18 protein-coding genes are annotated in these 14478 nt (G+C 69.4%); 10 read left to right on the top strand and 8 right to left on the bottom strand.

Going from position 1 to position 14478, the window contains the following annotated elements; all coding sequences use genetic code 11:
* Positions 1–93: 93 nt before the first annotated feature.
* A complete protein-coding gene (locus CXY76_RS01235; RefSeq protein ID WP_104162458.1) occupies positions 94–1770 on the bottom strand; it encodes a ribonuclease J in 1677 nt (558 codons plus the stop codon).
* Positions 1771–1840: 70 nt separating this feature from the next.
* The gene (gene dapA / locus CXY76_RS01230; RefSeq protein ID WP_104162457.1) at positions 1841–2818 is read right to left on the bottom strand and encodes a 4-hydroxy-tetrahydrodipicolinate synthase; all 978 of its coding nucleotides are present in this window, start codon (positions 2816–2818) and stop codon (positions 1841–1843) included.
* 113 nt (positions 2819–2931) lie between these two features.
* Here dapA and CXY76_RS01225 point away from each other — a divergent pair, with 113 nt between their 5' ends.
* The 5 genes from CXY76_RS01225 (at position 2932) to CXY76_RS01205 (ending at position 6584) form a co-directional block, all read left to right on the top strand.
* Complete coding sequence (locus tag CXY76_RS01225) at positions 2932–3393, top strand: thioredoxin family protein (RefSeq protein ID WP_104162456.1); 462 nt, start codon at positions 2932–2934, stop codon at positions 3391–3393.
* Positions 3390–3893 (top strand): DUF4395 domain-containing protein, encoded by a 504-nt coding sequence (locus CXY76_RS01220; protein WP_104162455.1) that lies wholly within the window; start codon positions 3390–3392, stop codon positions 3891–3893. Before CXY76_RS01225 ends, CXY76_RS01220 begins: the two co-directional genes overlap by 4 nt.
* A 98-nt stretch (positions 3894–3991) precedes the next feature.
* Positions 3992–4417: an OsmC family peroxiredoxin gene (locus CXY76_RS01215; RefSeq protein ID WP_104162454.1), complete on the top strand. Its 426-nt coding sequence runs from the start codon at positions 3992–3994 to the stop codon at positions 4415–4417.
* Between the two features lie 18 nt (positions 4418–4435).
* Complete coding sequence (locus CXY76_RS01210) at positions 4436–5323, top strand: TIGR01777 family oxidoreductase (RefSeq protein WP_104162453.1); 888 nt, start codon at positions 4436–4438, stop codon at positions 5321–5323.
* Between the two features lie 280 nt (positions 5324–5603).
* Positions 5604–6584 carry a hypothetical protein gene (locus CXY76_RS01205; protein WP_104162452.1) on the top strand — a complete coding sequence of 327 codons (981 nt, stop codon included), beginning with the start codon at positions 5604–5606 and terminating at the stop codon, positions 6582–6584.
* 310 nt (positions 6585–6894) lie between these two features.
* Here the strand turns inward: CXY76_RS01205 and CXY76_RS01200 are convergent, their stop codons facing one another.
* On the bottom strand, positions 6895–7338 hold the full coding sequence (locus CXY76_RS01200) for a type IV pilus biogenesis/stability protein PilW (RefSeq protein WP_104162451.1): 444 nt from the start codon (positions 7336–7338) through the stop codon (positions 6895–6897).
* The gene (gene dapB, locus CXY76_RS01195) at positions 7335–8162 is read right to left on the bottom strand and encodes a 4-hydroxy-tetrahydrodipicolinate reductase (protein WP_104162450.1); all 828 of its coding nucleotides are present in this window, start codon (positions 8160–8162) and stop codon (positions 7335–7337) included. The genes CXY76_RS01200 and dapB overlap by 4 nt, the downstream gene beginning before the upstream one ends.
* A 60-nt stretch (positions 8163–8222) precedes the next feature.
* Here dapB and CXY76_RS01190 point away from each other — a divergent pair, with 60 nt between their 5' ends.
* The 3 genes from CXY76_RS01190 (at position 8223) to CXY76_RS19490 (ending at position 9149) form a co-directional block, all read left to right on the top strand.
* On the top strand, positions 8223–8714 hold the full coding sequence (locus CXY76_RS01190) for a GNAT family N-acetyltransferase (protein WP_104162449.1): 492 nt from the start codon (positions 8223–8225) through the stop codon (positions 8712–8714).
* Between the two features lie 63 nt (positions 8715–8777).
* The gene (locus CXY76_RS19495; RefSeq protein ID WP_199190161.1) at positions 8778–8981 is read left to right on the top strand and encodes a nuclear transport factor 2 family protein; all 204 of its coding nucleotides are present in this window, start codon (positions 8778–8780) and stop codon (positions 8979–8981) included.
* Between the two features lie 30 nt (positions 8982–9011).
* Positions 9012–9149 (top strand): hypothetical protein, encoded by a 138-nt coding sequence (locus CXY76_RS19490; protein WP_199190160.1) that lies wholly within the window; start codon positions 9012–9014, stop codon positions 9147–9149.
* A 26-nt stretch (positions 9150–9175) separates the two neighbouring features.
* Here the strand turns inward: CXY76_RS19490 and CXY76_RS01180 are convergent, their stop codons facing one another.
* The 3 genes from CXY76_RS01180 to CXY76_RS01170 all read right to left on the bottom strand — a co-directional run bounded on the left by CXY76_RS01180 (position 9176) and on the right by CXY76_RS01170 (position 12341).
* Positions 9176–9778, bottom strand: coding sequence for a histidine phosphatase family protein (locus tag CXY76_RS01180; protein ID WP_104162481.1), 603 nt, complete (start codon positions 9776–9778; stop codon positions 9176–9178).
* 65 nt (positions 9779–9843) lie between these two features.
* On the bottom strand, positions 9844–11211 hold the full coding sequence (locus tag CXY76_RS01175; RefSeq protein WP_104162448.1) for a pitrilysin family protein: 1368 nt from the start codon (positions 11209–11211) through the stop codon (positions 9844–9846).
* Positions 11212–11276: 65 nt separating this feature from the next.
* On the bottom strand, positions 11277–12341 hold the full coding sequence (locus tag CXY76_RS01170) for an aldo/keto reductase (RefSeq protein ID WP_233199500.1): 1065 nt from the start codon (positions 12339–12341) through the stop codon (positions 11277–11279).
* A gap of 293 nt (positions 12342–12634) precedes the next feature.
* Here CXY76_RS01170 and CXY76_RS01165 point away from each other — a divergent pair, with 293 nt between their 5' ends.
* Positions 12635–13138, top strand: coding sequence for a glutathione peroxidase (locus CXY76_RS01165; RefSeq protein WP_104162446.1), 504 nt, complete (start codon positions 12635–12637; stop codon positions 13136–13138).
* 10 nt (positions 13139–13148) lie between these two features.
* Here CXY76_RS01165 and CXY76_RS01160 read toward each other — a convergent pair whose 3' ends face one another.
* Positions 13149–13811, bottom strand: a complete 663-nt coding sequence (locus tag CXY76_RS01160) for a VOC family protein (protein WP_104162445.1) — start codon at positions 13809–13811, stop codon at positions 13149–13151.
* A gap of 161 nt (positions 13812–13972) precedes the next feature.
* On the opposite strand from CXY76_RS01160, the gene CXY76_RS01155 reads away from it, so the two are divergent.
* Entirely contained in the window at positions 13973–14452 is a 480-nt protein-coding gene (locus CXY76_RS01155; RefSeq protein WP_104162444.1) for an Lrp/AsnC family transcriptional regulator, read from the top strand.
* Positions 14453–14478: the final 26 nt, after the last annotated feature.

Here is a 14478-nt window from a genome sequence, read left to right as displayed (position 1 = left end):
GGATGACCCCCGGTGTGCGGGATGCGGAGAACGCGTCAACCCCCGGCGCCGAGGGCGGCCGGGGGTTGACGGATGGTGCGGTGCAGCGGGCGGTTACGCCTCGATGATCATCGGAACGATCATCGGACGACGGCGGAACGACGCCTGCACCCAGCGGCCGACGGTGCGGCGCACGACCTGCGTGAGCGCGTAGGTGTCGTGGGTGCCGTTCTGCGCGGCCTCGGCCAGGGCGGCCTCGATCTTGGGCCGGACGGAGTCGAACACGGAGTCGTCTTCGGCGAAGCCCTTGGCGTGGATCTCCGGGCCGACGATGACCTTGCCGGTGGACTTGTCCACCACGACGATGATCGAGATGAAGCCTTCCTCGGACAGCGTGCGCCGGTCGGTGAGGTCGGCTTCGGTGATCTCGCCGACGGTGGAACCGTCGACGTAGACGTAGCCGAGGTCGAGCTGGCCGACCTTCTTCACGTCACCGTCGCGCAGGTCGAGCACGGTGCCGTCCTCGGCGAGGATGGCCCGGTCGACGGGCACGCCGCTCTGCACGGCGAGCTTGGCGTTGGCCACCAGGTGGCGGTATTCGCCGTGCACGGGCAGCACGTTCTTCGGGCGCAGCACGTTGTAGACGTAGAGCAGCTCGCCGGCGGCGGCGTGTCCGGAGACGTGCACCTTGGCGTTGCCCTTGTGCACGACGTTCGCGCCGAGCTTGGTCAGGCCGTCGATGATGCGGTAGACCGCGTTCTCGTTGCCGGGGATCAGGCTGGAGGCCAGGATGACGGTGTCGCCGGGGCCGACCTCGATCTGGTGCTCCTTGTTGACGATGCGGCTGAGCACCGCCATCGGCTCGCCCTGCGACCCGGTGGACATGTAGACGATCTTGTTGTCCGGGATGTTCCCGGCCTTCTTGAAGTCGATCAGCACGCCGTCCGGCACCTTGAGGTAGCCGAGGTCGGCGGCGATGGTCATGTTGCGCACCATCGAGCGGCCCAGCAGGGCCACGCGGCGGCCGTTGGCGTGAGCGGCGTCGAGCACCTGCTGCACACGGTGCACGTGGCTGGAGAAGCTGGCGATGACCACCCGGCGCGGGGCACGGGCGATGACGTCTTCCAGGACCGGGCCGATGGCGCGTTCGGACGGCGTGAAGCCGGGAACGTCGGCGTTGGTGGAGTCGACCAGGAACAGGTCGATGCCCTCTTCGCCCAGACGGGCGAAGTCGCGCAGGTCCGTGATCCGGTTGTCCAGCGGCAGCTGGTCCATCTTGAAGTCACCGGTGTGCAGCACGCTGCCACCCTCGGTCTTGATGGCCACGGCGAGGGCATCGGGGATCGAGTGGTTGACCGCGACGAACTCGAGGTTGAACGGGCCGAGGCGTTCCTTCTGGCCCTCCTTCACCTGCAGGGTGTACGGGGTGATGCGGTGTTCCTTGAGCTTGGCCTCGATGAACGCCAGCGTCAGGCCGGAACCGATCAGTGGGATGTCCTGGCGCAGCTTCAACAGGTAAGGAACGGCGCCGATGTGGTCCTCGTGGCCGTGCGTGAGCACGACGCCGACGATGTCTTTCAGGCGGTCCTTGATCGGGGTGAAGTCCGGCAGGATCAGGTCGACACCGGGCTGGTGCTCCTCGGGGAACAGCACGCCGCAGTCGACGATCAGGATTTTGCCGTTGATCTCGAAGGTGGTCATGTTCCGGCCGATTTCGCCGAGTCCGCCGATGGGCGTGACGCGGAGTGTTCCCTTGGGAAGCGCGGGCGGTGCGTATACGTCGTTGGGCATAAGCCCTCCTATTGTGGAGTTGGTGGTGCGTGAAGTAAGTGGTGCTCTGATGTCGTGGTGCGTTTATCTTTTAGCGTGTGGTTCCGGCGACCTTGGGCAGCGCCCCGCCTGCGGCGGCGTTGCGGTCGGGGCGGAAGTTGGTGAAGTCGACGCCGGGGATGTTCCGGACGAGGTCGATTTCGTCTTCGATCATGGCGGCCTCGGATTCCTCTGGACCGACCAGGGGCAGGCGCACGCGGGGGCTGCCGATGCGCCCCAGCCCGTGCAGGATGTACTTGGCCGCGACGGTGCCGGGCACGTGGGTCATCACGGCGCGCACGAGGGGCTCAAGCTGCTGGTGCGCCAGCGTGGCCGCCTTGAGGTCGCCCGCGTTCACGGCATCCACCATCTGGCGGTACGGGGTCGCGGCGATGTTCGCCGTGACGCCGATCAGGCCGGTGGCGCCGATCGACAGGTGCGGGAGCACGTTGGGGTCGTCGCCGGAGAAGTAGAGCAGGTCGGTCTGGTTGAGCACCCGGCTGACCTGGGCCAGGTCGCCCTTGGCGTCCTTCACGGCGAGGATGTTCGGGTGCTTCGCGGCGCGCAGGATGGTCTCGTAGGTGATCGGGATGCCGGTGCGTCCCGGGATGTCGTAGAGGATCACCGGCAGGTCGGTGGCATCCGCGATCATGCGGAAGTGCGTGAGCACGCCGGCCTGGGTGGGCTTGTTGTAGTACGGCGTGACGATCATGTTGCCGTCGGCGCCGGCCTTCTCGCTCTGCTTGGCGAGCTGCATGGCGTGCGCGGTCTCGTTCGAGCCGCCGCCGGTGATGATCTTGGCGCGACCGGCCGCGACGTCCTTGCCGACCTCGACGAGCCGGATCTTCTCGGGGTCGGTGAGGGTGGAGGTTTCGCCGGTGGTGCCGGTGACGACGATGCCGTCGGCCCCGGCGGTGATGACGTCGTCGATGTGCTTCTCGACATCGGCCCAGGCGACCTCTCCGTCAGCGGTGAAAGGTGTCACCAGGGCGACGAGGACCTGCCCGAAGGGGTTGTAAGGAGTAGACACGTTTTACAGGTTATCGTCTAGCGCGCCCTCCCGCGCCTCCACGCCCGCCCTCGCGCGCGTCATCTGCCGTCATACGAGGGGTCTGAGGCCCGCCGCGGCGTAGCCTCGCCTGCATGAATCCCGCCACCGCTGTGCTCGTTCTGGTGCTGCTGGTCTCGCTGACCACCGTGCTGGGACTGGTCTGGCGCCGCCGGCAGGGCCGGGTCACGCGATCGAACGGCTCGGCGGATGCCGTCACTGCCGCGCAACTGGGCCTGTCCGCGTCGAATTCCCCTCGGGTCTTCGGCTCCGCGGCGACGCTGCTGCAGTTCTCCACCGAGTTCTGCACCCGCTGCCCGGGCACGAGCGTGCTGCTGGGCCAGGTGGCGGATGCCCGCACCGGCGTGCGGCACGTGGACGTGGACCTCACCCATCGCGCCGACCTCGCCCGGCGGTTCAAGGTTCTGCAGACCCCCACCACGCTGGTGCTCGACCGGGACGGCCGGGTGCGCGCCAGGGTGGGCGGCGTGCCGAACCGGGCCGCCTTGCACGCGCACCTCGACGACCTTGCCCGTGACGTTCAGGAGTCCCGATGACCCAGCCAGATCCCGCTGCCGCTACCTCTGCCTCTGCCTCGAAGCGGGCGGGCATCGACCCGCGCGGCCCCAGGTTCGGCGCGGCCATCACCGCCGCCGTGCTGCTGGCGGTGATCTTCCTCGCGCTGGTCGGCGCATCCGCGGCCGCCCTGGCGTTGCTCGCCGTGCAGACGGCGGTGTTCGCCTGGGGCGCCGTCGCCGGGGCCGCCCGGCATCCGTACGGCTGGATCTACAAGGCCCTCGTGCGCCCGCGGCTCGGCCCGCCGGCCGGGCTCGAAGACCCGGCGCCGCCCACCTTCGCCCAGGGGGTGGGCCTGCTGGTCGCCCTGACCGGCGTGCTGCTCGGCCTGGCCGGGGTGACGGCCGCTGTGCCCCTCGCGGCCGCGGCCGCGTTCGTGGCGGCGTTCCTGAACGCGGCATTCGACTACTGCCTGGGCTGCCAGTTGTACCTCCTGCTGGTGCGGGCCGGGATTCTCGGTCGCGGCCCGGCGGCCCCCTGACCGCGGTCGCTGACCAACCTGCCCGGCACCCGGGGATTTCCTGTGAACGGTTCAGTCCCGACGGTTAGGCTGGTGCTCCACTTCCAGGAGGTAACACCATGGCCCTGACCAGCGAAGCAACCACCGTATGGACCGGCGACCTGATGACGGGATCCGGCACCGTCTCGCTCGACTCCTCGCATGGCGGGTCGTTCCCGGTGAACTGGAAGGCCCGGGCCGAAGGCACCGCCAACACGACGAACCCCGAGGAGCTGCTGGGCGCGGCCCACGCATCCTGCTTCTCGATGGCGCTGGCCAAGATCCTGGCCGAGGCCGGGCACACCCCCACGAACATCCAGACCACGGCGGCGGTCACCTTCGTCGCGGGGACCGGCGTCACCGGCAGCCACCTGCTCGTCAGCGCCAACGTTCCCGGCATCACCGAGGAGGAGTTCGAGGCCTTCGCGCAGGACGCGAAAGTGAACTGCCCGATCTCGCAGGCGTTGACGGGCATCCCGATCACCATCGAAGCCGAGCTGGCCTGAGCAGGGGCCGGTAGCCCCATGCGCGTGCTCATCTCCGGAGCTTCCGGGCTCATCGGCTCCGAACTCACCCGCCAGCTGGAGGCCGCCGGGCACACCGTGCTGCGTCTCGTACGACGCCCGCCGCGGTCCCGGTCCGAGGTGCGCTGGGATCCGGCGACGCTGAGCCTCGATCCCGCCGTGCTCGACGGCGTGGATGCGGTGATCAACCTCTCCGGCGCCTCGATCGGACGGTTGCCGTGGACCAAGTCCCACCGGCGCCACATCATGGAATCACGGGTGCAGGCCGCGCGCACCCTCACCGACGCCATGCGCCGGGCCGGCACCCCACCGAAGGTGCTGCTGAACGCGTCCGCCGTGGGGATCTACGGCAACCGGCCCGGCGAGGAGCTCACCGAGGAGTCCGCACCGGGCTCCGACTTCCTCGCCACCGTCGTGACGACCTGGGAGGCGGAGGCCCGGCTGGCCCCGGCGGGCACCCGGGTGGTGCTGCTGCGCACCGGCCTGGTGCTCGCCAAGGGCGGCGCGCTGAAGCCCCTGATGCCGATCGTGCGGCTCGGCCTCGCCGGCCCGCTCGGCCGTGGCAGCCAGATCTGGCCGTGGGTGAGCCTGCACGACGAAGCCGCCGCGATCGTTCACCTGCTCACCGCCTCCGAGCTGAGCGGCCCGGTGAACCTCACCGGCCCCACCCCGGCGACCTCCAACGACGTGATCCGGGCTGTGGCCTCGGCGCTGCGCCGGCCATGCTTCATCCCAGTGCCCGAGTTCGTGCTCACCCTCGCGCTGCAGGATGCCGCCAGGCAGCTGCTGCTCGCCGACCAGCGGGTGAGTTCGGCGAAGCTGCAGGCCGACGGGTTCCGCTTCACCCACCGCACGGCCGCCGAAGCCGTCACCTGGATGCTGCGCTAGCGGTTGTTCGGGGGCTCGTCGCGCGCCGTGGCTGAATCTCGTTATGCGGGGTAGGCGCCGTTAGGCGGGTGGCGCGCCACCTGCCTAGCGGCGCCAGTCCCGCACAGCTCGAGTTTCCGCTCGGGTTCACCTAGTCCTCACCTCCGCAGGCCGAGCCGTGCCGTCACCGCAAGGGTGCTGCGCCTGGCGCGCCGGTCCTTCACAGGCGCGCCCGCCCAGAGTTTTCCACAACCCCAGTCCGGTGGCCATGGCCCGGGTACCTCGCGCCCAGACTCGCCCGATGACCATTCCCCGAGAACAACCGTCCGTCCCACCCGAGGTGATCCTGGCCGCCGACTACCGGCGAGCCCTCGGCGCTGACCTGCGCTTGCGTCGCGCTGCCGAGCGGGGCTACCTGCACCGCATCGGCTGGGGCCAGTACTGCCCCGCCGCGGTCTGGGCCGGCCTCGACCGGAACCAACGGTATGCGCTGCGGGTCCGGGCCGCGTCGCTCGCGCGCGGGAGCGCGCTGCCGCTGTCGCACCAGTCGGCGGCGGCGCTGTGGCAGCTGCCGATCCTGGCAACGTGGCCCGATGACGTGCATTTCCTCGGCCAACGGTCAACCGGAGGTCGCTCGGAGTCCGGCATCCGTCGACACACGGTGGGCTTTGACGAGCGAGATGTAACCATGCGGGATGGGGTGTTGGTCACGTCGGTCGCTCGCACGGTGATCGAACTTGCGACGGTGGTGGATCTCCGGTCGGCCGTCGCCGCGGCCGACCGAGCCTTGGCCGTGGACCGATCTGGTCGACTGCCGCCGCTCACCGACCGGGCAACGCTGCTCGAAACCTGGCACCGGATGCTGCCGTTCCGCGGGTCGGTGCGGGCACGCACGGTGATCGACTTCGCCACGCCGCTCTCGGGCTCCCCCGACGAGTCGGGCAGTCGAGTGACGATCGCGCTGGCCGGACTGCCCGAGCCGGAGTTGCAACATCCGTTCGTGATCGACGACCGTACGGTCTTCTCCGACTTCTTCTGGCTCTACGTGCGGGGTGTGGGTGAGAGCGACGGCCGGGTGAAGTACTTCGACCCGGTGATGCTCGCCGGGCGCACTCCGGCAGAGGTCGTGTACGAGGAAAAACTCCGTGAGGATGCCATTCGGCTCCAGGTGCGCGGCTTCGTGCGGTGGGACCACGCCACCGGGATGAGCGTGCCGCGCTTGACGGCGCGGCTGGCCCACCTCGGTCTGACCCGGGGGCGCCCTCGGCTCGCCGAGCACTGAGGACGGCAGCACCGACCGAAGACGCGGCACCTGCAGATGGGGCAACTCGAGGTATGCGGGGCAGGCGCCGCTGTGCGGGTGGCGCGCCACCCGCCTAACGGCGCGGCGCCCGCACGACGGCGCCAGAGACGCTCAGCGGCCCGAAATCCCCGGCGCGACACCGCGCAGGGGGCGCAGGGGCGCGGCATCCGTATGGCCGCTGGCTGCCCAGCGGATGGGGCAACTCGAGGTATGCGGGGAAGGCGCCGTTGCGCGGGTGGCACGCCACCCGCATAGTGGCGCGGCACCCGCATAGCGGCCCAGGGGCGGCTCAGGCCGCGGACTTCTCCAGGGCCATCGCGGTGCGGAGGGCCGAGCGGGCGCGGCGCCGGTCGCCCGACGCGTCGTAGGCCAGTCCGAGGCGGAACCATGCCCGCCAGTCCTGGGGTGCGGCATCCACGGCCTCTTGGTACTGCGGGAACTGGGCGTCGGCCGCGTCGCGGTAGGGGCGGCCGCTCGGACGGCTGGGCAGGTCGTTCACGGGCAGGGCGCCCTCGGCGTCGAGCTGGTGGACCAGGCGTTCGCAACGGATGCCGAAGCTGATCTCCCGCACCAACGCCCAGGCGCCGATCAGTGGCAGCACGATGAGCGCGATGCCGATGAGGACGCCGACGGGGTCACCGCTTTGCATGAAAAGCACAGCGCGCGAACCGACGAGCACCAGGTAGAAAACGAGCAGGAGGGCCATTACGATGACGGCGATGCGGCCCTTCATTCGCCGGGCTCCATCTCGGCGTCTTCCGGTGCCGCGGGCGGCCCGGCTGGCGGCCCGGCGGACGCCGCGGCAGGCTCGGGCACCTCACCGGTGAGCCCCAGGTCGATCAGCTTGTCGAGTCCGACGGTCACCCCGACGCAGTCGCCGGCGGCGGCCAGGGCAACCAGGATGCCGCGTTCGTAGGCCTCGGCGGAGAGGGTGTTGTGGGTGATCGTGAGGGTCTCCCCCGAGCCGCCGAAGATCACGTCCTGGCGGGCCAGCACGCCGGCCAGGCGCAGGCTGTGCACCGGGACCGTGGCGACCTGCTGGCCGCGGGCACGCTGGTCGATGTGCGGTGCGGAGACGGGGCCGAGTCCGGCGCGGGCGGCGGCCATCAGCTCGGCCGTGCGCACGGCGGTTCCCGACGGGGAGTCGACCTTGCCGGCCTGATGCGCCTCGACGATCTCGATCGAGTCGAAGAACCGGGCGGCGAGGGCCGCGAAGGCCGTGCCGAGCACCGAGCCGAGCGAGAAATTGGGGATGATCACGACGCCGACATCCGTGCGGCCGGTGAGCTTGTGGCCGAGCGCGTCGATGCGGGCCTGGGACCAGCCCGAGGTGCCGACGAGCACACGGATGCCGTTGTCGATGGCGAAGTCGACCACGCCCTGGCTGACCGCCGGCACAGTGAGGTCGATGGCCACATCGGCGCCGAGCATCTCGGACAGGGCGCTGGCGGAATTGAGCCGGGCGACAACCTCGTACCCCGGCGTGCTCTCCACCAGGCCACCGACGAGGCGGCCCATCTTGCCCGTTGCGCCGACGATGGCCACCCGTGTTGTCATGCTGCCAATCTACCAAGCGGTGACGGTTGCCCCCGGCACCGAGGCACGTACCCTAGGGGCATGCCTGAATTCACCGCGGTCTCCGTCACGGATGCGGGGTCCATCACCCTGCTCACCCAGTACTTCAGCGATCGCGCGTCCACGTTCCCCTCAGCGGGCGGCTACCGCACCACGTTTCCGACTCCCGAGCAGTTCGTTCCGCCGCGCGGCCAGTTCCTGCTCGTGAGCGAGGCGCAGGGATCCCGCACCTTTGTGGGCTGCGGCGGCATCCGTCGCATCGACGACGGTGCGGATGGTGCGGTGCGGTTCGAGGCGAAACACCTCTGGCTGCAACCGGAGGTGCGCGGCCGCGGCTGGGGCAGCCTGCTGCTCGCCGAGCTCGAAGCCCGGGCCCGGGCGTTCGGGGCCACGGAGATGGTTCTCGACACGAACTCGAGCCTCGAGGCGGCCGGGGCGCTGTACCAGCGCTCCGGGTATGAGGATGTTCCCCCGTACAACGACAACCCGAACGCCACGAATTGGTACCGAAAGGTGCTCACCCCGACCCCCTGACCCGTCGGTGCTGGCTACTCTCGCAACAAGCGGAGCACGCGCACAAAGAGGAGGCCGGTCGACATGACAGTCACACACGACACGCTGAGGGGGTTCCTGGCGGCGTTCAACAGCCACGACCTGGACGCGATCATGGGCTATTTCGCCGACGATTGTGTCTTCTACCTGCCCCGGGGTGCGAAGCCCCGCGGCGATGTCTTCGTAGGCAAGGCCGACGTGCGGGCGGGGCTCGCCACCCGATTCGAGGGTATCCCTGACGTGCACTAGGGCGACGACCGGCACTGGGTGTGCGGCGATGTGGGTGTCTCGGAGTGGACTCTCACCGGCACGTCGGTCTCGGGCCAGCGCCTCGAGGTGCGCGGGGTCGACCTGCTCGAATTCGATTCCGGCGGGAAGATCCGCCGCAAGGATTCCTTCTGGAAGATCCTCGACTGACCCGCCCGACGCTGCGTGCCTCGCCCCTAGAACAGCAGCGGATCCGGCAGGCCGGTGCGCAGCTCCACCGGCAGGTGGCCGAGGTCGTTGTGGGTGACCAACGACCACGGTCGGCCGGGCTTTTGCTGCAGCACGGTGAGGCCGCAGTTGGCCTGGTTGATGCTGATCCACCGCCAGTCCGGGGCGCCGAGCACCTCGCGGACGAACCAGGCGATGACGAAGTTGTGGGTGATCAGCAGGTCGTGCCGGGGGCCGCGGTGCGGATGCAGGAACTCGGCGACGGCGTCCTCCATCTGGGCGCGGCCGGCCTCGATGGAGTCCTCGCTGACGGAGTTGAAGAACGGCGCGTACGCCTTGGGCATCTCCGGCGCCCGGCCGGAGGGAACGCAGTCGAACAGCAGCGGTGTCGGCTCGGGCGTGAGCGACGGCAGGCGGTCGGCGATGATGGCGGCCGTTTCCGCGGCGCGTTGCAGCGGCGAATGCCAGGCGCCGGTGAACGGCACCCCGCCCAAGCGTTCGGCGATGAGGTGGGCTTGACGCTTGCCCCGCGGCGACAGCGGGCCGTCCGGCAGGCCGTATTCGGCATCCTGCTGTTCGCCGTGTCGCACGAGGTAGAGGTACTGGGGCATCATCGCCCTTTCGGTTGTGGCGGAGAGGCGTCGAGTCCGCGCTGGGGCTCGCCGGGAAGAACCGGTCAGTTCGGCGAGCGGGGCACCGTCCGGCGGGACAACACGGCGTCGAAGACGTCGTCCTCGAGGGCGCCGACGGCCGCCACGGAGAACGGCCGGGAGACCATGTCGGCCGCCAGCTGCTGCACGTCGTCCGCGGTGACCAGCGCGAGGCGCCGCAGGGCCTCGTCGAGGTCGACGAACTCCCCCAGCGTGATCTCGGAGCGGCCCAGCCTGGACATCCGGGTGTCGGAGTCTTCGAGGGCCAGGGCGGATGCGCCGGAGAGCTGGCCGGAGGCCCGCTTCATCTCGTCGGCGGACACACCGTGCTCGGCGAGGCGGTGCAACTCGTCGAGCATGATCTCGGCGACCTGCCCGGCCTTGGCGGGGGTGCAGCCGGCGTACATGCCGAAGATGCCGGCATCCGAGTAGCCGGGCGCGAAGGAGTAGACGGAATAGGCCAGGCCGCGCTTCTCGCGCACCTCCTGGAACAGGCGCGACGACATGCCGCCGCCGAAGATGGAGGTGAGCACGTTCATCGCCACCCGGCGGTCGTCGGCGGCGACGAGGCCCGGCACGCCGATCAGCAGGTTGGCCTGCTCGAGCGGGCGGTGCACCACGCTGACGGGCTGGCCCTGGTTGATCACCGCGGCGGCGCCGGAGCGGCGTCCCACCGGTGCGGCGTACTCGCCCAGGTCCCAGCCGGCCTGCAACAGCGACCGGGTCACGGCGGCCACGAGCACGTCGTGGTCGACGGCGCCGGCGACGGTGACGACGAGGTCCTGTGGCCGGTAGTTGGCCCGGTAGTGCTCCCAGACGGCGTCACGGGTCGCGGCGCGGATGGTGTCCGGGCTGCCGCCGATGGGTCGGCCCAGCGGATGCGCGCCCATGACGGCCTGGAAGAAACGTTCGTTGGCGACGTCGGCCGGGTCGTCGTCGGCCATCGCGAGTTCCTCGAGGATCACGCCGCGCTCGGTCTCGAACTCGGCGGGGTCCAGCAGCGACGAGGTGATCATGTCGGTGAGCACTTCAACGGCCATGTGGAGGTCGCGGTCCTGCACCTTGGCGTAGTAGCAGGTGTATTCCTTGGCCGTCATGGCGTTGTGCTCGCCGCCGACGGCGTCGAACGCGATGGCGATGTCCAGGGCCGAGCGCTGTGCGGTGCCCTTGAACAGCAGGTGCTCAAGGAAATGGGTGGAGCCGAAGTGTCCCGGCTGCTCGTCGCGGGATCCCACGGCCACCCAGTAGCCGATGGTGAGGCTGCGGCTGCCCGGCACCTGCTCGGTGACGATGCGCACCCCGCTGGGGAGGACGGTGCGCCTGACGAGGGACTCACCAGCGGCCCGAAACGAGAGTTCGGTCAGGTCAAGGGGAAATTCAACGGCGCCGTTCATATCATCTCAACCTTACGACACCGGCGAGTCCGGGCCCCGCCGGACGCGGCGGGACCGGGCACCGGTTAGGCCGACACCTTGTCGAGGTCGACCATGTCGGCGCGGCCCAGCCGCACGGCGGCCGCGGCCACGAGGGCATCCACCTGCTCCGGCCGGCTCGCGCTGGCCACCGGGGCCACCACGCCCTCCTTGGCCAGCAGCCAGGCCAGCGCGATCGTCGACGGGGCCACACCGTGGTCCTCCGCGATGCGTTCGAGCACGGCCAGCACCTTGAGACCGGCACGGTTGAGGTATGCCGACGCGCGGCCGGCCCGGATGGTGTCGGTGAGGTCGGCCTTGGAGTGGTACTTGCCGGTGAGGAAGCCGTGCGCCAGCGCGAAGTACGGCATCACCGCGACACCCTGCGCCCGGGTGACCAGGGCCAGCGACGACTCGAACGAGACCCGGTTCATCAGGTTGTACGGGGTCTCCAGGGCCTCGAACCTGGGCAGGCCGTTGGCGGCGAGCACCCGAGCCTCCATCAGGCGCTCCGCCGTGAAGTTGGACGCCGCGAGGTGCCGCACGGTTCCGTTGGCGATGAGCATCTCCATGGCGCCGAGGCTCTCCTCCAGCGGCACGTCGAGGTCGTCGAAGTGGAAGTGCAGCAGGTCGATGTGGTCGGTGCCGAGCCGCTCGAGTGAGGCGTGCACCGCACCGACGATGCTGCGCGGTGACAGACCGGGGTTGTCGCGGTTGCGGCCGATCTTGGTGGAGATGACCGTGTCGTCGCGCACCCCGCGGGTGCGCATCCACGACCCGATCAGCACCTCGCTGCGTCCGGCGGCGTAGCTGTCTGCGGTGTCGAGGAAGTTGCCGCCGAGTTCCCAGTGCCGATCGAGGATCGCCATCGCGGTGTCGCCGTCGGTGGTCCAGCCGAAGACACTGCAGCCCAGCGCCAGCGGGTGCACGCTGAGGTCGGTGTCGCCGATGGAGCGCCGGACGTCCGGAGCGGCTGGGCGGTCGTGTTCGGGCAGGTGAACCGGAGCGGTGTGCTGGACCTGTACCGGGCGGGTCTGCAGAATGAGATCGTCGACCCGGGAACCGGACTGATCGGCCGGCAACTGTTCGGTGGGAGCACTGCCGGTGTGCAACCCCGGCTCTGTGCCGCTCTCGCCGGTTAACTCGTCTGTCTTCACACCGTCGGTAGCCACACGTCCCGTTGCCACACGCCCCGTCGCCACGCTGCCTCTCATGCCTTCACCGCCCCTCGGACGGGTCACCGCGGCTGCCGCGCCGACCCATGTAAAGCCGAGAATAACCCGATCCGCGCATTCCGCTGGGGGCGCGCGCCAACAGTTACACAAATGTGTGGCTTGACCCCCCGTTTAGCCGAAAAATGCCGTCGGTGAGGTCCCTCTGCGGGGCGGGGAGTAGTCTTTCCGGCATGTCCGATTCCCCGCTCTACGGCGTGCCCCTCACCCTGATCGACGGCACCCCCACCACGTTCGGCCGGTTCGCCGGCAAGACCGTGCTCGTGGTCAACGTGGCATCGAAGTGCGGCTTCACCCCCCAGTACGCGGGTCTGGAGGCGCTCTACCGTCGCTTCGCCGACGATGGCCTCGTGGTGCTCGGGTTGCCGTGCAACCAGTTCATGGGCGAGGAGCCCGGCAGCGAAGAGGACATCCAGCAGTTCTGCGAGCTCAATTTCGGTGTCACCTTCCCGCTCACGACCAAGGTGGATGTGCGCGGCAAGCACCAGCATCCGCTGTACGCGCAGCTCACCGCGTTCAGGAAGGGCGTGCTGCCGGGGCTGATCAAGTGGAACTTCGAGAAGTTCCTGGTGAACGCCGACGGCGTGATCGTCGACAGGTTCGCGTCGATGGTGGAGCCTGAATCGGCGCAGCTCGTCGGCGCGATCGAGAAGGCCCTGGCCCGGGCCGCAGCATGAGCCGCGCCGCTCAGGCGTCCCAGCTGCACACGCAGAGTTCGTTGCCCTCGGGGTCGGCGAGCACCCACCAGTCCGGGGCGTGTTCGTCGGTGAGCAGCACTCCCCCGACGTCGATGATGTCCTGAACCCGATCCTCACAGTCGGCGACGGGCACGTACACGTCGAGGTGGATGCGGTTGCGCTCGGTGCGCTGAATCTCCATGTGCTGGAACCACACCCTGGGGCCGACGCCGCGAGGGTCGAGCAGTTCGATGTCGTCCGCGGGACCCGACTCCTCATAGCCCAGCCCCACCCGCCAGAATGGGCGTACGGCATCGGCGTCGGTGCAATCGATGGCCACGTCGGCACGGCTGGGCACCAGGCGGGTGGCGTGGGCGTCCTGCTCGGCGGCGATCTCCTGGATGCGCAGGGCGAGCCGCAGATCCCGTTGGGTGATGCCGCCCACATCGTGGCTCGTCAGCTCGAACTCCACCGACCCGTAGCCCAGTTTCACGTCGGGGTGGTGATTCTGGGCATCGGCGTCGACGGCGACGGCGTCGACCAGGCGGACGGCTGCGGCGAAATCGGCCGTGCGATAGGTGGCGTACAGCGTTCCCTCCAGATGCAGGAAATCGCCCCCGGAAAGCACCGTGCGGGTTTGGGTGGGTGTCAGGGTCTGGCGGGTGTCGTCCATCCGACCACTCTTCCGCGTGGCGCCGACCCGGTCAACCCTGGGCGAAGCGTCGCTATGCGGCCCCCTGGCGGGTGCGGACTTCCCGCCCGCGCAACGAATGTCGGTCACAGTGTGCACTGTGCCCTGTTCAGGGGCCAGCGCACCTGCTACGGTCAGGCAGTATGCACCACTTGGACAGAGTCGATCTCGAATTGCTCCGTGCGCTGTGCGCCACCCCCGACAGCACCTATGTGGGGCTCGCCCACACTCTCGGGCTCTCCCGCAACACCGTGCAGGCCCGGATGAGCCGGCTCGAGGAGTCCCGGGTGTTCCTCGAGTTCGATCGCCGGATCAGTCCCGCCGTTCTGGGCTATCCGCTGACCGCGTTCATCGAGGTGCACATCGTGCAGAAGCGCGCTGCCGAGATCATCGCCGAGCTCAGCCGGATTCCCGAGATCGTGCAGGCGCACGGCATGAGCGGTGCGGCCGATCTGCTGGTGCGGGTGGCCTGCGCCGACTCCGAAGACCTCTTCAGGATCGACCGCACGATCCTCGCCTGCGAGGGCGTCGAACGCACCGAGACCTCCCTGGCGATGGGCGAGCTCATTCCGTATCGCATCGTTCCGCTGCTCGAGCGGGGCGTGCAACCCCGGTCCGGCTAGAACACGAAAAGGCCCGCCCTGCCGAA

This window comes from Cryobacterium sp. N22, assembly GCF_002929555.1.
Taxonomy (GTDB): Bacteria; Actinomycetota; Actinomycetes; order Actinomycetales; family Microbacteriaceae; genus Cryobacterium.
Note: the sequence above shows the minus strand (reverse complement) of the source record. Positions and strands in the feature narration are given on the sequence as shown.